The organism is Pseudovibrio sp. SCP20, from assembly GCF_057774105.1.
Window position 1 is genome coordinate 408,975 of record NZ_JBYMDH010000005.1, and the last position, 20,938, is coordinate 429,912.

A 20,938-nucleotide genomic window follows, 5' to 3' on the forward strand; every position below is an offset into this window, starting at 1 on the left:
TGAGTGGCGATATGGCTTGGAAGGAATTAGCATTAAGCGCAGTCGACAGTCCGGTGTTGGACGAGGCTGACGTTGTGGTGTGTGGAGGCGGCCCGGCAGGTGTTGCTGCGGCTGTGATGAGCGCCCGTGAAGGCCTTAAAACAATCCTTGTTGAGAAGAATGGCTTTTGTGGTGGCGCTGCGACAGCAGGCTTGTCTGGGACGATCTGCGGCCTGTACCTGACGCAGGATGAAATCGCCAAGAAAACACCTAAGCAGGTCGTCTTTGGTTTTGCAGAAGAGTTTCGTCAGAGACTAGAAGGCAAGCAGGGCGTTACAGAGCCCCAGATCTACGGCAACACGCATGTGTTGACATTCGACCCACTACGTTGGCGCGAGGTGGCCGATGATTTGCTGGAAGAAGCTGGTGTAACATGTTTGTATCACTGCCTCATCACTGAAGTGATGAGAGAGGATCAACGCATCAAAGCGATCAAACTGGAAAGTTCAGCGGGGAGCGCCTTCCTGAAAGCCAAGGCTTTCATTGACGCGACGGGTGATGCAGCTGTACTGGCTAAGGCCGGATGCGAGCATTCTTATGGCGACAAGGGTAACATCCAGAACCCAACCATGATGTTCCGCCTGTCTAACGTGGAAGCCGAAGGCTTTTACAAGGTCTTTGGTGAGGACACCATTTCGCCGCCTGAGGTCACCGAGAAGATCCGCGAAGTCAACGCAAGTGGTGAGCGACATCTGCCGCGGGACAAGGTCTGGGTCTTCCCGACACCGCAAGACGGTGTGTTTTTGATGAACTGTACCCGCCTTGCGGGGCAAGGTGGCCGGATGCTGAATGTCATCAATCCAGCTGACCGAACCTATGCGGAGATCTATGGCCGCCGTTCAGCCCGTGACTATCATGCCTTCTTCAAGGAGAACGTTGAAGGCTTTGAGAAAACACAGCTGATCGACATGCCGCCAGAGATCGGCGTGCGCCAGACCCGGACGATCCGTGGCACCAAGACACTGACAAACGATCAGGTCGTGAACTGCGAAAAGCCAGCGGACGGCATCGCTCGCTCATCCTGGCCAATCGAGTTGCATGCAGGCAAGCAGAGCAAGCTGCATTGGCTGATGAACGATTACTACGAGATCCCTTGGGGCACGCTTGTTCCTGAGGAGTTGGAAAATACAATTGTCGCTGGCCGTTGCCTGAGCGCAGAGCATGAGGCGCTGGCATCTGCCCGCGTGACTGCTCAGTGCTTTGAGATGGGGCACGCAGCGGCTGTCGCAACCAAAATTTCACTCGAAAGCGCAGTGAAATACAAAGATCTGGATCCGGAGCAAATCCGCCAGAAAATGCGCGTGAATAACAGCGCATTGTAGCACCTAGTCACATTCAAACTGACCACAAGTAACTGTAGGAAGCTGTAGCCGTAAGGATGCTGCTTCCTGCAAAGGGGCTCGTGCGGCCTGACGCTGCCGAAACCCTTGTCTGAAGGCCAAACATCGGGAGAGATATTATGGCTTTGGAGGAACCCATGACAAAACCAACCACAAATAAGGGGGAGATACTTAAGCCCAGCTTGGACAAGTCCATTTTCTTGCCAAGTCTACTCTTCAGCCTTGCGATCATCATTCCGATGATCCTGATGGGTGAGGCACTCAATCCTTACATCACAGCAATCAATAATTTCGTGTCGCACAGCTTTGGCTGGGCATACATGGCTTATGGCACCATTGGCCTGTTCTTCCTGGCGTGGGTGGCTTTTGGTCCACTGGCCAACGTGAAGCTGGGCAATGCAGACGATAAACCAGCCTTTAACGATTCAAGCTGGGCTTTCATGATCCTGGCAGCCGGTTTCGGTATCGGCGTGGTCAACTGGTCCATGGTTGAGCCTATGATTACCATGGCCTCTGCTCCTGCTGGTGCAGAACCATTCTCTGCAAAAGCTGCTGAAGATGCGCTTGCTTATGGTCTGATCCACTGGGGCCCGTTCCTTTGGGTAGGCTACATGGCGCTCGGCCTTCCATTCGCGTACTTCTTGTTTGCACGTAAGCCAAAGGTTCAGCGTTTCGCTCTTTGCTTTGAGCCAATCCTCGGTCAAAAGCGGGTTGAAGGACCAATCGGCACCGCAATCAATGCATTCGCTGTTTTTGGTCTTATCGGTGGTATCGGCACGACCCTTGGTCTCGCTATTCCGCTGCTGGCTGGTCTGCTCTCCGTGTTCATCGGCATCGAGCACACCATGTTCGTGGAAGTCGGCGTTCTGCTCTTCTTCGGCGCGTTGACCATGTACTCCCTTTCCAAAACCATTTCGAAAGGGATGAAACTGCTCTCAGACTTCAATGGCTGGCTTGTTGTTGTGGTGCTGGGTGCGATGATCCTGTTTGGCCCAACGGCTTACATCATGAACAGCTTTACCAGCATCTTCGGTAATGCAATGGAGCTGATGCCGCACGTGTTCACCTGGACGGATACCTATGGCCTGTCTAACGGCTATGCGCAGGACCAGAGCGTGTTCTACATGGCTTGGTACATCGCATATGCACCTCAGATGGGCTTGTTCGTGGCATGTGTGTCTCGAGGCAGAACTCTGAAGAACGTTGTGCTCGGCTGCGTTGGTTATGGCTCCCTGTCTGCCTTCGTGTTCTTCGCAATTCTGGGTGCTTTCGCTGTTCAGCTTCAGCTTTCCGGTACTGTTGACCTTGCCGCAAACTTCAATGAGCACGGCATTCCGTCCACAGTAGCGCTGGCATTGAGCAACACCCCGCTTCCAGCACTGGCTGTGCCAATCTATCTTTTGATGGTGGCAATCTTCGTGATCACCACGATCGAAGCTTGCACCCGCAACCTTGCATCCATGACCAATAAGAACATCAGCGGCGACATTGAGCCTTCAACGTCTTCCCGCCTGATCTGGTGCGCAATCATCATTGCAATCAGCTTCGGTGTGATCCTTGTTGGTGGTCTGGATGTGGTTGTCACGCTGGCTCTGGTGCCGACGGTGCCACTCGTAGCACTCAGCTTCCTAGCGACCTACTGCATGGTCAAGGCAGCCCGCAAAGACTTCCCGCACTTGTTCCGCTCCAAATACACTGCCATCGAGCGGCATGAAGATGGATCTTTGACGGTGAAAACCGCAGAACTCTAAGAACCCTGAAAGAGGCAGCAATCGCTGCCTCTTTTACTTCTCCCTCAAGGCTGCTTTTGCAATCAGCTCAATTCCCTCCAGAATAAGCGCGTTATCGATCACCGAATATCCTAGACGGATATGGTTCAGGTTCTCACTTGGATTGGAAAAGGTGAAGCCACCCGTTTCAAAGTAAACGCTGGACTCCATCACCTTCTGCTGCAGCTTCCCGGCATCAATGTCTTCCGGCAATTTCAACCAGATGCTTCCCCCACCAAACTCCGGCAATACAGAAGCACCCGGGAAGTGCGCTTCAAGCGACTGATGCATTGTCTTGCATCTGGCTTTGTACTCATTCGAGATTTTTGCGAGGAACCGGTCAAAATAGCCCCGTTGCAAGAACAGGGCGACACTTCGCTGGTTGTTGACGGGTGGGTGCCGCAGAATGTGGTGTCGCAACGCCTTGGCTTCGCGAATAAACTCTCTGTCTGCTACCAGATAGCCAATGCGCAGCCCAGGCATCAGGCTCTTGGACAGGCTGCCCGCATAAATCACGTTCCCACATCGATCCAAACTCTTGAGAGCAGGCGGCGGCGTCTTGTCGAAGGCGATCTCTGCCTCGTAATCATCCTCAATGATGAACTGACGGTTTTGCGCCGTAATGCGCAGCAGTTCTTCCCGTCGCTCAACAGGCATGGTGACCGTTGTCGGGAACTGATGGCTCGGTGTGGTGTAAAGGCATTTGCATTGGTTGATCTCATCACTCAGGATCATCCCACCTTTATCAATCGGCAGCCTGCGCACATTCAGGTTTTCCATCTGTGCCATGTTCAGAATGTCCGGATATCCCGGATCTTCTATGCCGATCGTCTCACCTGTCCGCAGCAGCAGTTTTACAGCAAGGTAAAGCGCTTGCTGCCCTCCCAATGTGATTAAAATTTCTTCCGGGTGAGCAATGATCCCGCGCTTGGACAGAACACGCTGCATCAGCTGCTCAACAAGCAACTCATCATCAATGGAGGAGTAATCTGTCGCCCAGTTTCGCATCTCCACCACATTGACAGAGTCGCGAATACACTCGCGCCAGCTGGCAATGGGGAACAGGTTTGGATCGATCAGCCCGCAGATGAACGGGAAGCGAAACCGGACGAGACTGTCACTTGGCTTCACCACACGAGGCATGTTGAAACTCCGCCCGCGAAAATGCGAGTTGAAGTCCATCTTAATCACATCTGTATCACTACTATTGGCCTGTGATGTATACAGATCTTGTGAAGCCTGACTGGAGAGCAATGCATCCTCACGAATGTAGATGCCAGCCCGGTCCCGGCTCTCCACAAACCCATCCTGCTTCAGGCTCTCATAGGCCAGTGAAACTGTTGTGACACTCACCTCTAAGTCTTTGGAAAGCTTGCGTATTGAAGGTAAGGGGCGATGAATAGGAAACTGCCGGTTAACAATCGCAATCGCCAACTGACGCCGAATCTGTGTCTGCAAACTCTCGGATGAATTTCGGTCAATTCGGATCAGGTTGGCGTACATTTTCTTCTCTTTCCAAATCCATTCAGCTCAACTGTATATATGGAAGAGAGTTACTGTATATAAAATAAAATGACAATCAAAAATAGACTGCCTCTCAATTCAGAAGGGCTAAGAGGCACCACAAACGCTCTCCAGCTCCTCTGACATTAACGGGAAGCTGAACCGCGCAAAGCGGATCAGGATTACTTGGGAGCAGACTATGTCAGTTGAGTTTTCTGTCGAAAACAAAGTGGCCTACATACAGCTGAATCGGCCTAAACAGCGCAATGCGCAAAACAAAGAAATGCTGGATCTGCTGGATGCAGCCCTGGAGCGGGTTGAAACCTGCGATACCATCAATGCAGCCATAATTTTTGGCGCTGATCCATCCTTTTGTGCAGGCAGCGATCTGACAGAACTGGGTGCATTGGATCTGGATGGTATTTGCGACGTTGAAAAGCGCAAAGCAGCGTTCCTACGCCGCATTTCACTCTGCCCAAAACCAATCATCGCAGCCGTACAGGGCTATGCAGTTGGTGGCGGAGCCTTCCTCGCAGCAGCGTGTGATGTGGTCGTCGCCGCAGAGAACGTGAAATTCAAAGGCATGGAAGTGCCAAATGGCTGGATCACTCCATGGGGTTTCCATGCACTGAACGCACGTATGGCTCCGCGCCACGCACAGCGCGCTGCATGGGGTTACAAGTTCATCACCGCCACAGAAGCACTGCGCATCGGTCTGGTTGATGAAGTGGTTGCACTGGAAGACCTGTTTGAGACAGCCCGTACCATTGCTGAGGAACTCGCAGCACTTCCACCGGTTTCAGTACAAGCGACAAAGCGCTGGTATCTGAATGCTTGTCTGGCGGATGGAGAGGCCGAAGACGCCAAGCTGAATTCTCTCTTCCGCCAGCATTGCCAGATGGAAGCTGCGCAAGAAACCTTCAAGAAATTCGAAAAATAAGAGAACACTGGGAGCTAGCTGTGACTAAATTTTCAACCCTGGAACAGGCTCTGTCTGTCATCAAAGACGGCGACACCGTTGCCTCCACCGGCGTGATTGGCTGGATCACACCAGACGTTCTGCTCAAAGGCATTTCTGATCGCTTTGAAGCAACCGGTCATCCAAACAATCTGGATTTCTACTTCCCATGTGGCACCGGCGACGCCATGCACATCGGCGGCATGGACCATATCGCAAAGAAGGGCCTACTGCGCCGTATCATGGCAGGCTCCATGCTCAACCCTGTTCACCCTGAAACCGGTGAACGCCCAAAACTGATGCAGATGATCCAGAACAATGAGATCGAGTGCTTCAGCTGGGCCATGGGCACCTCCATGCATTGGTTCCGCGAAGTTGCGCGCCGCAGCCCAGGCTACCTGACCAAAACCGGCATCGGTACCTTTGTTGATCCGGACGTATGTGGTGGCAAGTTCACCGAAAGCTCTCAGGACGGTCTGGTCGAGAAGATCAAATTCAAGGGCGAAGACTACCTGTTCTACCCAACCCGCCCAATCCATGTTGGCCTGCTGCGTGCAACCAGTGCAGATGACAACGGCAACCTGTCTTTTGAGAACGAAGCGCTGCTGTCCTCCAACATCGCAATTGCAACAGCCGTTCGCGCATCCGGCGGTATTGTCATTGCACAGGTAGAAAACAAGGTAGACCGCGGCAGCCGTCCGACCAACATCGTGAAGCTGCCGGGCGCTCTGGTGGATCACGTGGTTCTGGTAGATAGCGCTCAGCAGCCTATGGTCACCGACATCGATTATGATGCCAACTACCTCGGCCTCAACCGCATCGAGATGACTGAACTGCCACGTCCTCCTGTTTGTGTCGACAAGATCATTGCCCGCCGCGCATCCTGGGAAACCAAGAAGCACGAACTCGGCATCCTCGGCTTTGGTGCATCCGGCGACATTCCGCTGGTGATGGCTGAAGATGGCAAGTTCGATGGCGACGAAATCTACGACTACCAGTTCACCACAGAGCACGGCTCTTACGGCGGCGTGGTTATGATGGGCTGGCAGTTCTCTGCGAACGCAAACCCGGAAGCGCTCGTGGATGGCCTGACTCAGTTCGATGTCATCGAAGGTGGCCTGTGTAAGTTCGCAGCCTTGGCCTTTGCTGAGTTCGACTCCAAAGGCACCATCAACGTCAGTAAGTTCGGCAAGGTGAACCCGGGTTCAGGTGGCTTCATCAACATCGCGCACAACGCTGAACGTCTGGTCTTCACCGGCACCTTCACAACAGCAGGCCTGAAGACCGCAGTTAAAGACGGCAAGCTTGAAATCGTCAAAGAAGGCAAGATCAAGAAGTTCGTCGAGACTGCCCAGCACATCACCTATCTGGTGAAAGAGGGCGTGGTGAAGCGCAACCAGCAAGCCAAGATCGTCACTGAACGTGCTGTGTTTGAAGTGCATGAAGACGGTCTGCATCTGGTTGAAATCGCACCAGGTATCGACCTGCAGACCCAGATTCTGGATCAGATGGACTACGCCCCTGCAAGAGTTGCAGAGCCACTCCCACTCATGGATGCAGAACTCTTTGCTGAAGACTACGTCGAGTAGTCAAAAGCATCGTGGAGTGGGAAAGCTTGTTGCCCACTCCACCGACCTTCCAAAAGGAACTCCCAGAGAGTTTGTAAAACCCTGCTGACTGCCCCTGTGTGCCACAAACTCTCTCCCCGCTTCAGCCAGCCAAGCCATCACAAACCCCGCTGACCTGGCTGAAGCGTTGGACTCTCTGCTTCACACAAAGACCATTCCAATGAAACTCAGCTACCGTATCGTTCTGGCCTCTGTCGTCGTGCTTCTTTTGTCGTTTTCCTTGATCATCACGACTGCGACCTACCTCAACTCGCAACATTCGGAGCAGGAAACCAAAGCGCTCTTCGTTTCATTCGCCAACGGAATGGCAGTGACGGCAAGAGACGTCACCCGTGAAGCGGAAGTAACTTCAACCAATCTAGCTGTATTACTCGCTCAGCAGATCCAAAGAAGTGATGCTGATCGCGATACAATCGCAGATCTCACTATCGCCGCACTCAAGAACACCTCTGATGTCCTCGGCATTGCCGTTGTCTTGGAGCCTAATGTTCTTGGCAGAGATGTTGAGTTTCAGGCTGACAAATACTCAACGCCATCCGGACAGTTCGCGCCTTACTTTTATCTAAAGGATAGCCAGATTGGCTTCAGGGTATCTGGTATCGATAAGCCAGAGGTGCAACGATGGTTCCAAGCTGCACTCCGACAAAGATCTCAATACGTTACAGAGCCTTATACCTTTGATGTTGATGGTGAGAACACTGTGTCTGCATCCATCACAACCCCAATTCTGGATACCGCTGGTAATAGCATCGGCGGTGTTATTGTCGACATCGATTTTCATAAGCTCAAAAGCAAGTTGGCTGCCTATGATCTTTATGAAAGTGGTCGACTGGCGGTCATCAGTGAACAGGGCCTTTGGGTGAGCCATACAGATCAAACACTGCTTGGTGAACCCGTTGGAACAATGGTTGAATCTATCATAGCCGGCGTCACAGATGAGCCGAACCTGCAGACGATAAATGACCGGCAGTTTGTTCTTGAACGGTTCAGAATAGGAACCACCAATCAGTACTGGTATGCAGGAATGTCGGTTACGACTGCGGAGTTACATGCAAGCTATTTGACGACCAGAAACATTATCCTGCTCCTTGCATTCGCAGCTGGTCTTATCGGCTGCCTCATCCTGTGGTTCATCGGCAACTCCATCGCCCGCCCAATCGTCAACCTGACCTGCAGAATGCAGTCTCTGGCAGATGGCAATGTGAAGGATGAAGTGCAGTACACTGGCCGTTCTGATGAAATCGGCCAGATGGCAAATGCTCTGAAAATCTTCGTTACTGCTGTGTCGGAACGTCAGACATTGCAGTCGGAAGCTGAGAAAGAACACGAGCGTGAAGCTAACCGCCAGAAGGAAGTTGCAAAGCTCATTGGGGACTTTTCCGGTATGGCAGAAACAGCTCTTGGCATCATACATGCCCGATTCAACGAGCTGGAGCAGACTTCTAAAGAACTGGCAGAAATCGCAGAAGACACAAATGCTCAGACCACAGCAACTTCAGCAGCCTCAGAGGAAGCAACAACAAACGTGCAGACTGTAGCCTCTGCCTCAGAAGAACTCTCTGCCTCTATTGAAGAGATCGCGCAACAGATTTCCCGAACCAATAAGGTGATCACGAAGACTAATGATGCAGCCCAAGCAACCAATGCCAAAGTGTTGGATCTGGATAGCACCGCGCAGCGCATTGGTGAGGTGGTGAACCTCATTCAGGACATCGCCGAGCAAACCAACCTGTTGGCACTCAACGCCACAATTGAAGCAGCCCGCGCCGGTGAGATGGGCAAGGGCTTTGCGGTTGTGGCAACCGAGGTGAAGGATCTGGCGAGCCAGACCTCTAAAGCAACTGAAGAGATCTCGCAGCAGATCGCTGAGATTCAAGGCTCCTCCAAGGATGCTGTTGAAGCCATTCAGGAAATCACCTCCAGCATCCGACAGGTCAACGAGTTCGCCTCCAACATCGCCGCTTCTGTAGAACAACAGGGCGCGGCCACCGCTGAGATCACCGAAAACGTACATCAGGCGGCAACGGGCACACAGAACGTTTCTGAAAACATGGTGCTGGTGGCACAAGCTGCTGAAAAAACCAACCAGTCCTCTGATCTGGTCTCCAAAACAGCCTCTTCCGTACGAGAAGAAGTCATTGGCCTGCGCGAGCAAATCGACGACTTCCTGTACAAAGTGCAGTCTGTGTAAGGCTGTTGCAGAAAGTTGTCTTTAGATTTGTGGCGCCAATAACGCGCCACAACATTTGCTGAGAAAAACCGGAAAAGCGAACCTCACTCCAACGCAGAAGAGGCTTTGTAGAGAGTATTTTTGGTGCTTTCTATGTGGTTCCACATGGCGTTGTAGGCGCGTTTGGGGTCACGGGCTTCGATAGCATCGAGGATTAGCTGGTGTTCCTGGTGCCAGCTGTTCAGGTCGTTCACATCAATATGCGTGTGCAGGTTTTGCCAAAGTGGGTTTGCTGTGCGGTCATGCCACAGAATCTCCTCCAGCATTGCCAAAACCGGGTTAGAGGATGATCTGGCCAGTGCGATGTGAAACTCTTTATCCCACTTTGAATCGCGAGAGCGATCTTCCGCCAATGCGTTTTTTTGGATTCTTCTGAGTTCTTCTATGTCTTTTTGCGTTGCATTGATCGCTGCCAGTTCTGCAATCATGCATTCATAGTTTTGGCGTGCTTCAAGCAATTCGAAAGGACCAGTACTTTTCAAATCAGCTGAAACTCGGGAGAGGATGCTATCGAGCTCCTCGGGAGCCTGCTCCACCCTTTTAGGCTGATCACTCAGAATATGAATTCCTGAGCCCTTGCGTACTGAGACAATCCCCTCAATCTCCAGCATAATAATTGCTTCACGTACCACGGTTCGACTAACACCGAGCTCCTGACAGATTGTACGCTCTGGTGGCAACTTCCCCCCAATAGCATATTCTTTATTTCTGATTTTTTCTTTGAGTTGCTCGCCGATCATACGGTACAGGCGATTATTAGCTTCTGTCATTCAAACTTCAGATCCAAGATCATACTGCGGAAGCATTTACTTCCCTAGATAAGCTCGAAGATCTGTCTCCTAGAATCCAATGGTTTACGCTGTCTTTCAGGGATTAGCTCTCATCAAATTCAGCGATTAAAAAACAACATTCTCGCCAATGGGAAAGAACTCACTCTAAAATTTGCCTTCGATTTTAAGACAAAACATTCCTCTCTTCAATTGGTATAACAAAAAATCATTGTATTACATTTCGGGTTTTAGACATCAATTCCACATCTGTGAGAAATCTGTAAACCGCTGCGACAAAATTCACCAATTTGCTACATATAATATTGATTTTAATAGATATTATTTGTCATACCAATATTTAACATACTACCTAATAACCCCATTTTCTTGGATTTATATTTGCTAACATCGGATTATTGGTATAACAAATCCGTCAGCGCCAGACTCTTTGGACGGAGTAAGCGCAATGGGAAATTAATTCTACCAATTCGTATCGGAGGTTTTGGTCGAACCAATTTCACCACATATCCGCTTAGTTTCGGACTGCTATAGATCAATTTAGCTAAGCATTATGAGGGAAGTGGTTCTTCCAAGAAGTTGGGATTACATGACTAATAAATACTCAAAGCTAGCATTCGGCCTGGTTGTTGCTCTACCTGCCGCATTTTCTTCTGTTTCTGCTTATGCACTGGAGGCAGTGACCTTGCGCCTGGCCCACAATCTGGACCCAAGCCACGTTGTTGCGCAGACGCTTGAAAAAATGGCTGAAGACATGAAAGAGCTGTCTGATGGTAAAATGAAGCTTCGGATTTATCCGGGTGGTCAGATGGGTGGCCCTCGTGAAACGCTCGAAATGCTTCAGCAAGGCGCACTGGATATGACAAAAGGCTCCGCTAGTGAGATGGAATCTTTTGAAAGCGCATTCTCCGTCTTCAGCATGCCTTACCTTTTCCGCTCCAAAGAACACTTCAATCAAGTCCTTTTTGGTGAAGTTGGTCGTGAAATGATGCAGCTGCCGAAGGAAAAAGGCTTCCTTCCAATTGCTGGTTACGTAGCCGGTGAGCGTAGCTTTTATGCGGGTAAACCTATTCAGTCTCCTGAAGACATGAAAGGTATGAAAATTCGTGTCGTTTCAACACCAACAACCAATAAAATGATTGAGTTACTTGGTGGTTCTCCTGCTCCGATTTCTTTTGGTGAAGTCTATACAGCATTGCAGCAAGGCGTCATTGATGGGGCGGAAAACAACGAGCCTTCTTATTATCAAACTCGTCACGTGGAAGTCGCAAAGCACTACTCTGAAGACCGTCATACCTCGGTTCCAGATTATCTCGTGATCGCAACGCAAACTTGGGATGCTCTTTCAGAAGAACAGCGTGAAATCCTTATGAAGGCTGCTGAGATGTCCGAAAAGTATGAGCAAGTTCTCTGGGATAAAGAAGTTCAGAATTCTCGCGAGAAAGCTGCTGCATCAGGAGCAACGTTCTACAAGGTTGATAAAGCGCCATTCCGTGCGGCTCTTCAGCCTCTGTATGACGATGCCAAGAAAGATCCAAAGAAATACTCCTGGATTGAGCGCATCGAGGCTGTTGGCAAATAACTTCAACATGCCTGGAGGGGCACACTGTGTCCCTCCATCTTTCAGCAGCAACGCTTGAGTTGCACTCTCTTTATACCTGTTTTGGAGAGGCGTGATGCTTCCAAACAAACTCAAAAAGTTCATTGACGTGATCATTGCTGCTTTCAGCGTATCCGTCATGGCCCTGCTGGTGGTGTGTGTCACCTGGCAGGTTGTAAGCCGCTATATACTTGGCCAACCAAGCACATTCACCGATGAAATCGCTCGGTTTTCGATGATTTGGGTTGGTTTACTGGGCGGGGCTTACTGTGTTGGGGCACAGCGTCATTTGGCGATTGACCTTTTTACTGGCCGATTGACAGGTCGCAAAAAGCTACTCTTTACGGCATACTCCAATCTGGTTGTTGGAGGCTTTGCTGCTGCCACAATGATTTTTGGTGGCATGCGACTGCTCCTCAAGGTGCAGGCAACGGGCCAACTGTCTCCGGCTATGCTGCTGCCAATGGAGTACATCTATCTTGTTCTCCCCTTAAGCGGCGGCGTAATCGTGATTTACTCTCTTCACTTTGCCATTGAAGCACTGCGGAACTTACTTGGTTTCGAGAAAACTATAGCTGCTCATAATCTCTCCCGTGAATTCGAGCAGGATGGAGTAGCGTGATGGAATGGTATGTTGCTCTAGCTCTGTTTGGGTCTTTCTTCTTTCTTGTCTTTACAGGCGTTCCGATTGCGTTTTCTCTCGGTGTTTCTGCAATCATCGCCGGTGCTATGATGATGCCTTTAGAGGTAATCCTTGCCGTCATTAGTCAGCGCATGGTCGCTGGATTGGATAGCTTTGCGCTTCTGGCAATTCCATTCTTCATTCTTGCTGGCGTGCTGATGAACAGCGGCGGTATTGCTATACGCCTGATAAACTTCTCTCAGATCCTGGTTGGCCGTATGCCAGGTTCGCTTGCACACGTTAATGTCATGGCGAACATGTTGTTTGGGTCGATCTCAGGCTCAGCAACAGCGGCGGCAGCTGCGGTTGGTGGCACGATGGCTCCATTGCAGAAGAAGTCCGGCTATCATCCCGCTTATTCAGCTGCAGTGAACGTCACTTCCTGCATTACTGGTCTGCTCATACCGCCCTCCAACGTATTGATCATTTACGCACTCACTGCAGGTGGTGTGTCAGTTGCAACACTATTTATGGCTGGTTACCTGCCGGGTATTCTCATGGGGCTGAGCCTCATGATGGTTGGTAGTTTCATCGCAAAACGACGCGGGTATCCGGTCGCCGAGCGCCCAACTCTCAAGCAAGCCTTGAAAGTGACGTGGGATGCGATACCAAGCCTTTTGCTCGTCATTATTGTGATGGGGGGAATTTTGGGCGGCGTGTTTACGGCAACTGAAGCCTCAGCCATCGCGGTAGTTTATGCGTTCTTTCTCTCTGTGATCGTATATCGTGAAATCAAACTCCATCAGTTGCCAAAACTGCTTTTGGAGGCTGTCGTCACCACATCGATCGTGATGGTGCTTATCGCAATTTCTATTGGCATGTCCTGGGTTATGACCCGCGCCGACATTCCTTATATGATTACAGATGCACTGCTGGCGATCTCTGAGAACCCTATCGTCATCTTGCTCATCATTAATGTGATCTTGTTGATCGTTGGTGTGTTCATGGACATGACACCAGCCGTTCTCATCTTCACTCCAATCTTTCTGCCAATTGCAAAAGATCTGGGCATTGATCCAGTGCATTTTGGGATCATGTTGGTCGCCAACCTGTGTATCGGCTTGTGCACTCCACCCGTTGGAGCGGCGCTGTTCGTCGGTTGTTCGGTTTCAGATGTCAAACTACACGACATGATCCGACCAATGCTGCCATTCTTTGGTGCTCTGCTGATTGCACTACTAGCTATCATTTACATTCCAGAGCTCTCACTCTTCTTACCGGGTCTGTTTGGCATGCACTGACCAGCATGAAGGGTGCACTGTCACCCTTCAAACCCCTCCCTCAAAATCAACGAAAAAGCCCGTGTTTGTTGCACGGATAGACATGGTCTGGAGTCACCGTGAGATCCCACATGCAAATTCATCGCGATGATACTGTTCTCGTTGCTTTGAAGTCATTCAAGAAAAATGAAATTATCGAAGGCGTTAGCCTTCTTCAAGATATACCTGCAGGTCACAAGATTGCGCGAGCTGACATTGCTGAAGGTGAGCATGTCATCAAGTATGGCGCTTCCATTGGACGTGCGCGCTCGGCAATCAAATGCGGAGAACATATTCACTCTCATAACTTGAAGACCGGACTTGGAACCGACGAGACTTACACATACGCAGGTGCACCAGAGCAACAGGAATGTGAAATAAAAGTTCCGCAAATTTTGGCATTTGAACGAGCAAACGGCGACATTGGCATTCGTAATGATCTTTGGATTGTGCCACTTGTTGGCTGCGTAAATGGTGTTGCCCAAGCCGTTGCACGTCAGTTTGAGCGCAGCGAAGAACTTCCTGAAGGCACCCAAGTAACTGTATTGGCGCATCCTTTTGGATGCTCCCAGCTTGGCGATGATCACGTCAATACGCGCACTATCCTGCAAAATCTGGTCATGCATCCGAATGCAGGTGGCGTTCTGGTGATGGGGCTTGGCTGTGAGAACAACACGCTTACCGAGTTCCTCGAAAACCTGGAGATGTCCGATCAATCGCGCCTGCGCTGCATGGTCGCCCAAGAAACCGAAAATGAGTTCGAAACAGCATATCGCCACTTGCAGGATCTTGCAGGTATTCTGAGCTCCGACAAACGTGTGCCGGTAGGTGTTGATCGTTTGCGGATTGGTTTGAAATGCGGAGGCTCCGACGGGTTCTCTGGCATAACGGCGAACCCATTGCTGGGTGCTTTGTCAGATTGGCTTTGCAGCAGAGGTGGCGCCACGGTTCTTACAGAAGTACCTGAAATGTTTGGTGCTGAACGCATCTTGATGAAGCGCGCTGAAAACCAGTCCGTGTTTGCTGACATCGTTTCGCTGATTAATGACTTCAAGCAGTATTACATCGACCATGATCAGCCCATTTATGAGAACCCATCGCCCGGCAACAAAGAGGGTGGGATCACCACGTTAGAAGAGAAGTCTCTTGGCTGCACGCAGAAAGCAGGTACTTCGATCATTACAGACGTACTGCGCTATCAGGATCGCTTAAGCAAGAACGGACTAAACCTTCTGGAAGCTCCCGGAAATGATGGAACGGCGATCACGTCTCTGGCAGCCGCGGGCTGTCATATGGTGCTGTTTACAACTGGCCGCGGCAATCCTCTTGGGACTGTCGTTCCAACCGTAAAAGTCGCTTCCAACACTGAGCTTGCTGATCGAAAAAAGCACTGGATCGATTTTTCAGCAGGCACGCTGATTCACGACGATACGAGCTTGGATGAGCTGTGCACTGACTTTGCAGACTACTTAATGCAAGTCGCCAGCGGCAAACAGACACTCAATGAAATCAATCGCATGCAAGAGATCGTCATCTTCAAGACGGGCGTCACTCTGTAGCCGGAAACATCACAAGGAGATAGATTTATGAACCGTATCTCAGAGAAAAACCTGGCAGGTCGTCCTCGCCCAACACCAAGAGTGATCCAGTTCGGAGAAGGTAACTTCCTACGCGCTTTCATGGATTGGAAAATTGATCGTATGAATGAACGCGCAGGTACTGACTTTGGTGTTGTTGTGGTCCGGCCCATTGACGGTGGAATCCCATTCTCACTCAATGAGACTGACGGCGCATACACCGCAATCACTCGTGGGGTTGATCAGGATGGGAAACCTGTTTCTGATGTTCGTCAGGTCGCATGCATTCGAAAAGAAATGTCTGCAGTCAGTGAGTGGAATGAGGTTCTTGCCCTCGCGAGAAACTCAGACTTTACGACGGTTATCTCCAACACTACAGAAGCAGGCATCACCTATCTGCCTGACTGCAAGCTTCAGGATGAACCTCCTGTTTCATTTCCTGCAAAAGTGACGAGACTACTCCTGGAGCGCTTCAATAGCTGCGGTGCCTCAGACGTGCTTGGTTTTCAGTTCTTGCCATGTGAGTTGATAGAAAAGAACGGAGACACTCTTGAAGAGATTGTCCTCCAGCATGCTCGTGATTGGAATCTGCCTACAGAGTTTATCAACTGGGTCAGAACACATTCCGCATTTTACAACACACTCGTCGACCGCATTGTTCCAGGTTATCCTCGTGATGAGGCGAAGACATTTGAGGCAGAGCTTGGCTATGAAGACCCTTTGATGGTCACAGCAGAGCTCTTTCATTTTCTTGTTATCGAGAAACGAGAAGATCAACCTGAGTTATTCTTGCCTTTGGGAGAGTATGACGACAGTACACTGATAACTTCCAATGCAGATGGCTACAAAGAGCGAAAGGTGGCGATCCTCAATGGCGCTCACACTGGCTTTTGTCCGCTCGCATTACTTTCTCAAACTGAAACCGTGCAGTCAGCAATCGAACATCCTGTCGGCAGAGCATTTCTGGAAGGTATGTTGCAGGATGAAATCATCCCATTCCTCTCATTGCCGAAAGACGAGTTGAGTGCATTTAGCGACGAAGTCCTGCGCCGCTTCTCCAACCCATATATCAAGCATCGCTGGCATGACATATCGCTCAATGGCATTGCAAAGTTTCAAACCCGAAATCTTCCGCAATTTGAAAGCTATACTGCCGCCAAGGGCAAGCCTCCTCGATACATGGCACTTTCTCTTGCTGCGTGGCTGACTTTCTATACCGGCGCTTTCAAGCACGCTGAGGAGCTTCCTGCCCGTGACTCTGACGAAGTCCTCGAGCGTTTTAAGACACTCAACACTCTGCAAGTTACAGAAGGCACAGACACCATGATCCGAGCGTTTCTCAGTGAAGAGGCGTTTTGGGGCAAGTCTATTGCAAGTGATGCTCTAGTGGCTTTGATACTTGAAGCGCTCGCTTTCCTTCAAACTGAACCATTCACGCTTGATCGCCTAGCGGATTGGACTGGTGCTGCATCTTCCTAACTGTTCCAGATCTCGATATTTCTCCAGCTGAAAGTATCAAAATGAACACTTTTCTAACTGACGATTTCCTTCTTCATTCTGAAGTTGCACGCGAGCTTTATCATGACTTCGCGAAGGATATGCCGATCATTGATTACCATTGCCATCTGCCACCAGAGCAAGTTGCTGACGACTATCAGTTCGCAAATCTAGGAGAGATCTGGCTCAAAGGAGATCATTACAAATGGCGTGCTATGCGTGCCAATGGTGTTGAAGAGAAGTATTGCACTGGCAAAGACATATCTGACCGTGAAAAGTTCCAGAAATGGGCTGAAACTGTACCTGCAACCATCGGCAACCCGCTTTATCACTGGACACATTTAGAACTACGCCGCCCCTTCGGAATTGATGATAGTTTGTTAAATGGCGCTACAGCTGAGAATATCTGGAACCGTGCAAATGAAATGCTTGCCTCACCGGAGTTTTCAGCACGCTCCATCATGAGAAAAATGAATGTGCGTATGGTTGGTACAACAGACGATCCAATTGATGATCTAAGGGCGCATAAGAAAACAGCGGAAGACAATAGCTTTTCTATTAGGATGAACCCATCCTGGCGCCCCGATAAGTCATTTCTGATCAACGCAACAGGCTATGTCGATTACCTCGCCAAGCTCTCTGAAGTGTCTGATACTGAAATCAATAGCTTCGCAGATTTGTGTGCTGCACTGGCTAAGCGGCTAGACCACTTTGCAGCGCACGGCTGCACAATCTCCGATCATGCTCTCGATACAGTTGTTTATGAAGAAGCTTCTGAAGCTGAGCTCAACAACATCCTTTCAAACCGCCTTTCCGGTTCCTTCGTCAGTGAAAAAGAAGCCGCAGCATTTAAAACAGCTGTCCTGATCTATCTGGGCAAAGAATATGCACACCGCGGTTGGGCCATGCAGTATCACATTGGTGCACTTCGTAATAACAGCTCCCGTATGTTGGGCCTATTGGGACCAGATACTGGCTTCGACAGCATCAATGACGGCCTGATTGCGCAGCCACTCAGCAGACTGCTCAATAAGCTTGATGAAGAAGATGCTTTACCGAAAACGATCCTTTATGCGCTTAATCCAAGAGACAATGAAGTGCTTGCAACCATGTGCGGTAACTTCCAGGGTGGTGGGATCTCAGGTAAAATCCAGTTTGGGTCTGGCTGGTGGTTTAACGACCAAAAAGACGGCATGTTGCGTCAGATGGAGCAGTTATCCCAACTTGGCCTGCTGTCACGTTTCATAGGAATGCTGACAGATAGTCGATCTTTCTTGTCGTACACCCGCCACGAGTACTTCCGTCGCATCCTCTGTAACATGATCGGCACCTGGGTGATTGATGGCGAAGCACCAAAAGATATGAAGCTACTTGGTGGCATGGTTCAGGATATCAGTTTCAACAATGCAAATCGCTATTTTGAACTGAATATCGCTCTCTAACATTGATACAGCCAACATGATCACAGGCATCGTTGGCTGTTCAATATTCCACCTTTTTGCTGATGTTGCATACGGGCCTCTTAATGTTAAATTCAAAAAGAAAATCCATCGCTTGCATTGGAGAATGCATGCTGGAACTTGCTCCGACAGCAAACGGTTTGTTCAAGCAGTCTTTTGCTGGAGACACCTTCAATACTGCAGTTTATCTGGCGCGTCTGTTTAGCGACGAACTGGATGTCTCTTATATTACGGGTGTAGGAAGTGACACATACAGTCAAAAAATGGTTGCTGCATTTAAAAGCGAAGGCATCCGCACGAATGCGCTTCAATTCATTGAGGGGCGAACGCCTAGCCTTTACATAATCGAAAACGATGCTTCTGGTGAGCGTTACTTCCATTATTGGCGCTCAGCATCTGCCGCCCGTCATATGTTTGATGGCTGGAACTCCGCAAGAATTGCAGAGCTATTAGTATCCTATGACAGCCTGTACCTCTCCGGTATATCGCTCGCCATTCTGGATGAAGTACAACGACACAATCTGATTGAAGCGCTACATATTGTGAAACCACATTGCCTCATCGCCTACGACCCCAACTACCGGGCGGACCTGTGGCCTGATAACGACATTTGCCGCCAAACCAACAAACAACTCGCAAAGCTAGCTGATATCGCGCTTGTCTCAAAGGAAGATCACATCACTCTTTGGGAACACACAGTAAAAGATATGATCGCAACCACTTGGTCTTCATGGGGTTCAACAGAGGTTGTCGTAAAAGATGGCGGTAATGATTGCTTGATCTTGAAGGACGGAGAGAAAGCCATCGCCTCCCCACCAAACGGCATCATCCCTGTCGACACCACCGGAGCGGGAGACTCGTTTGCAGCAGGATATGTCGGAGCAAGATTACTAGAGCGAACAATATCTGAAGCAGCGAAAGAGGCTCATTCCATCGCGGCTAAAGTGGTTCAGTTTAAAGGGGCGCTTGCAAAAGAGAGTGAAAATCAAAGGGGCATTAAGCAACCTATTAAATAGATTTTTCCAAATCCAGCGCGGTTTTAAGTATGCTCTCTTGCGCCTTTCGTGTTTCAATAGAGTCTGCAAATTCTTTAAAGTTGCAGTTCCTGCATACGCCTTTTTTGGGCCTGAAACCCACCATCGCCCGGCGCCAACTTGCAGCTTTCGATCCTGCATAAATCTCAAACAATGAAGTATCTTTACTCATTACACCTAGCTTGCATTGTCTATGCTCAGGCACATCTGATCTAACATTACAACAGGGCATTACTGACCCGTTGTAATCAATGTACATGTGATAGAAAGGCGAGCGACAAGGTGAAATTCGTGGTCTCTTACTCTGAACGTCTACAGTACCTCCCCGATCACACCCATTTACGTCAAAATTCCGACCATACATTCTAAGTTTCATGTCTCGGTAAGGTGCTACAACCTCTATCCAAGTATTTGGGATATCTTTGACATCGTTTACTGATAACCCTAAATCAGAAACTCTTTTCTCCAACTTTTGCCTTACTCTCTCGTGATCATATTTTTCTTCATTGTTTAAATAGATCTGCACATTCAGAGATCGCAAACCCGCCTCATATAGTCTAGATAAGTACTCTTCGTGAAGATAATCTCCATTTGTATTTATATGCAAAATTGCTTTAGGCAGATAACTTCTTGCTTCGGCAAGTCTATCAACAATAGATTGATCAGCCAAAGGCTCATTATATCGACTAAAACTTATTCGTTTGTCGAAATCACATGATCGCAAATCTTCTAGAATCTTGATGTAAGTCTCGTGTTTCATATGATGGTTTGCAGAACGGCGATCGTGAATGGCATTCGGGCAAAACCAACAAACTCGGTTGCAATAAGAAAACACCTCGATTTCAACCATCTTTACAGTGGAGATAAAAAGCTCTCTTGCGAAGGCTAAATCCTTAATCTCTGACAAATGCTCATCGCGCATTTCTGTAGACAGTATAAAGGCTTGTTTCAATATGTTATTTGTCCGCTGAAGATTGGCTTTTTGCAATCTTTCTTTCATCACCTTACTACGAAGAAGGCCAATCTCTTTACGGGCAGCTTTATATAAAACATCCAACTCTCCAAACTCATCCTCCCACTCTGATAATGTCTTTAAAAACTGCTTAGCTTCCTGAACAAGCAACTCACCTGAAAGCGGCGGTTGCTGATCGCCCAACTGTGAGTATTGAGCATATTTCACCAACAAGTTGACTGCTTCTCTCTCAAGCTTACTTGTCTCATCTAGGTATGAAGGATCAGATATGCTTTGACTAATCTGGCTAAGAACATCGCTCGACATTTGAAAGTACTCCTCGCAGCATAAGGGCGTAAATTTGGAGTTCGTCTCAGCTTCCGAACGACGTAGAACAGATAAAGTATTTCCTCTTAAGCCGAGTACTTAAGAGTCTCACAATTCATTTTATATGCAACAATTGAAAATCATGTATTATTTTTTATATGCTCTGAGCACTCTGCAATTACTTAATAATTTTTGCCATCCGTATTAAAATAAGCAGTTTAATAATCTGAAACTCTGAATCCTTGTGACGTCAAGAAATTTAGGCTTACGCATTACTAAATACATAATTGCTGGT

At 49.2% G+C, this 20,938-nt stretch carries 15 protein-coding genes; 12 read left to right on the forward strand and 3 right to left on the reverse strand.

The window, feature by feature from the left end; all coding sequences use genetic code 11:
* The first annotated feature begins 11 nt into the window (after positions 1 to 11).
* Positions 12 to 1,361, forward strand: a complete 1,350-nt coding sequence (locus AC3CB2_RS20075) for an FAD-dependent oxidoreductase (protein ID WP_352935278.1) — start codon at positions 12 to 14, stop codon at positions 1,359 to 1,361.
* A 155-nt stretch (positions 1,362 to 1,516) separates the two neighbouring features.
* Complete coding sequence (locus tag AC3CB2_RS20080; protein ID WP_352935276.1) at positions 1,517 to 3,130, forward strand: BCCT family transporter; 1,614 nt, start codon at positions 1,517 to 1,519, stop codon at positions 3,128 to 3,130.
* Positions 3,131 to 3,163: 33 nt separating this feature from the next.
* On the opposite strand, the gene pdxR is transcribed toward AC3CB2_RS20080, so the two are convergent.
* Positions 3,164 to 4,651: a MocR-like pyridoxine biosynthesis transcription factor PdxR gene (gene pdxR / locus AC3CB2_RS20085; RefSeq protein ID WP_352935275.1), complete on the reverse strand. Its 1,488-nt coding sequence runs from the start codon at positions 4,649 to 4,651 to the stop codon at positions 3,164 to 3,166.
* Between the two features lie 199 nt (positions 4,652 to 4,850).
* Here pdxR and AC3CB2_RS20090 point away from each other — a divergent pair, with 199 nt between their 5' ends.
* From AC3CB2_RS20090 to AC3CB2_RS20100, 3 genes are all read left to right on the forward strand, one after another.
* The gene (locus AC3CB2_RS20090; protein WP_352935274.1) at positions 4,851 to 5,591 is read left to right on the forward strand and encodes an enoyl-CoA hydratase/isomerase family protein; all 741 of its coding nucleotides are present in this window, start codon (positions 4,851 to 4,853) and stop codon (positions 5,589 to 5,591) included.
* A gap of 20 nt (positions 5,592 to 5,611) precedes the next feature.
* The gene (locus tag AC3CB2_RS20095; RefSeq protein WP_075701157.1) at positions 5,612 to 7,198 is read left to right on the forward strand and encodes an acyl CoA:acetate/3-ketoacid CoA transferase; all 1,587 of its coding nucleotides are present in this window, start codon (positions 5,612 to 5,614) and stop codon (positions 7,196 to 7,198) included.
* Between the two features lie 199 nt (positions 7,199 to 7,397).
* On the forward strand, positions 7,398 to 9,428 hold the full coding sequence (locus AC3CB2_RS20100) for a methyl-accepting chemotaxis protein (RefSeq protein ID WP_352935271.1): 2,031 nt from the start codon (positions 7,398 to 7,400) through the stop codon (positions 9,426 to 9,428).
* 83 nt (positions 9,429 to 9,511) lie between these two features.
* Here the strand turns inward: AC3CB2_RS20100 and AC3CB2_RS20105 are convergent, their stop codons facing one another.
* Positions 9,512 to 10,237: an FCD domain-containing protein gene (locus AC3CB2_RS20105; protein ID WP_352935268.1), complete on the reverse strand. Its 726-nt coding sequence runs from the start codon at positions 10,235 to 10,237 to the stop codon at positions 9,512 to 9,514.
* Positions 10,238 to 10,844: 607 nt separating this feature from the next.
* Here AC3CB2_RS20105 and AC3CB2_RS20110 point away from each other — a divergent pair.
* The 7 genes from AC3CB2_RS20110 (at position 10,845) to AC3CB2_RS20140 (ending at position 19,346) form a co-directional block, all read left to right on the forward strand.
* Entirely contained in the window at positions 10,845 to 11,837 is a 993-nt protein-coding gene (locus tag AC3CB2_RS20110; RefSeq protein WP_352935265.1) for a TRAP transporter substrate-binding protein, read from the forward strand.
* Positions 11,838 to 11,931: 94 nt separating this feature from the next.
* Positions 11,932 to 12,477 carry a TRAP transporter small permease gene (locus AC3CB2_RS20115; protein ID WP_054784166.1) on the forward strand — a complete coding sequence of 182 codons (546 nt, stop codon included), beginning with the start codon at positions 11,932 to 11,934 and terminating at the stop codon, positions 12,475 to 12,477.
* Positions 12,477 to 13,778, forward strand: a complete 1,302-nt coding sequence (locus tag AC3CB2_RS20120; RefSeq protein WP_352935263.1) for a TRAP transporter large permease — start codon at positions 12,477 to 12,479, stop codon at positions 13,776 to 13,778. Before AC3CB2_RS20115 ends, AC3CB2_RS20120 begins: the two co-directional genes overlap by 1 nt.
* Positions 13,779 to 13,888: 110 nt before the next feature.
* A complete protein-coding gene (locus AC3CB2_RS20125) occupies positions 13,889 to 15,355 on the forward strand; it encodes a UxaA family hydrolase (RefSeq protein ID WP_352935261.1) in 1,467 nt (488 codons plus the stop codon).
* Between the two features lie 27 nt (positions 15,356 to 15,382).
* Positions 15,383 to 16,852, forward strand: coding sequence for a tagaturonate reductase (locus AC3CB2_RS20130; RefSeq protein ID WP_352935259.1), 1,470 nt, complete (start codon positions 15,383 to 15,385; stop codon positions 16,850 to 16,852).
* A gap of 41 nt (positions 16,853 to 16,893) precedes the next feature.
* A complete protein-coding gene (gene uxaC, locus AC3CB2_RS20135; protein WP_352935256.1) occupies positions 16,894 to 18,312 on the forward strand; it encodes a glucuronate isomerase in 1,419 nt (472 codons plus the stop codon).
* Between the two features lie 128 nt (positions 18,313 to 18,440).
* Positions 18,441 to 19,346, forward strand: a complete 906-nt coding sequence (locus tag AC3CB2_RS20140; RefSeq protein WP_352935254.1) for a sugar kinase — start codon at positions 18,441 to 18,443, stop codon at positions 19,344 to 19,346.
* Here AC3CB2_RS20140 and AC3CB2_RS20145 read toward each other — a convergent pair.
* Positions 19,339 to 20,643 (reverse strand): radical SAM/SPASM domain-containing protein, encoded by a 1,305-nt coding sequence (locus AC3CB2_RS20145; protein ID WP_352935251.1) that lies wholly within the window; start codon positions 20,641 to 20,643, stop codon positions 19,339 to 19,341. The genes AC3CB2_RS20140 and AC3CB2_RS20145 overlap by 8 nt on opposite strands.
* Positions 20,644 to 20,938 lie beyond the last annotated feature (295 nt).

Bases quoted from the DNA above. Each gene is read 5' to 3' on its own strand.
- AC3CB2_RS20075 (WP_352935278.1), top strand. From the start codon at position 12: ATGGCTTGGAAGGAATTAGCATTAAGCGCAGTCGACAGTCCGGTGTTG.
- AC3CB2_RS20080 (WP_352935276.1), top strand. From the start codon at position 1,517: ATGACAAAACCAACCACAAATAAGGGGGAGATACTTAAGCCCAGCTTG.
- pdxR (WP_352935275.1), bottom strand. From the start codon at position 4,651: ATGTACGCCAACCTGATCCGAATTGACCGAAATTCATCCGAGAGTTTG.
- AC3CB2_RS20090 (WP_352935274.1), top strand. From the start codon at position 4,851: ATGTCAGTTGAGTTTTCTGTCGAAAACAAAGTGGCCTACATACAGCTG.
- AC3CB2_RS20100 (WP_352935271.1), top strand. From the start codon at position 7,398: ATGAAACTCAGCTACCGTATCGTTCTGGCCTCTGTCGTCGTGCTTCTT.
- AC3CB2_RS20105 (WP_352935268.1), bottom strand. From the start codon at position 10,237: ATGACAGAAGCTAATAATCGCCTGTACCGTATGATCGGCGAGCAACTC.
- AC3CB2_RS20110 (WP_352935265.1), top strand. From the start codon at position 10,845: ATGACTAATAAATACTCAAAGCTAGCATTCGGCCTGGTTGTTGCTCTA.
- AC3CB2_RS20115 (WP_054784166.1), top strand. From the start codon at position 11,932: ATGCTTCCAAACAAACTCAAAAAGTTCATTGACGTGATCATTGCTGCT.
- AC3CB2_RS20120 (WP_352935263.1), top strand. From the start codon at position 12,477: ATGGAATGGTATGTTGCTCTAGCTCTGTTTGGGTCTTTCTTCTTTCTT.
- AC3CB2_RS20125 (WP_352935261.1), top strand. From the start codon at position 13,889: ATGCAAATTCATCGCGATGATACTGTTCTCGTTGCTTTGAAGTCATTC.
- AC3CB2_RS20130 (WP_352935259.1), top strand. From the start codon at position 15,383: ATGAACCGTATCTCAGAGAAAAACCTGGCAGGTCGTCCTCGCCCAACA.
- uxaC (WP_352935256.1), top strand. From the start codon at position 16,894: ATGAACACTTTTCTAACTGACGATTTCCTTCTTCATTCTGAAGTTGCA.
- AC3CB2_RS20140 (WP_352935254.1), top strand. From the start codon at position 18,441: ATGCTGGAACTTGCTCCGACAGCAAACGGTTTGTTCAAGCAGTCTTTT.
- AC3CB2_RS20145 (WP_352935251.1), bottom strand. From the start codon at position 20,643: ATGTCGAGCGATGTTCTTAGCCAGATTAGTCAAAGCATATCTGATCCT.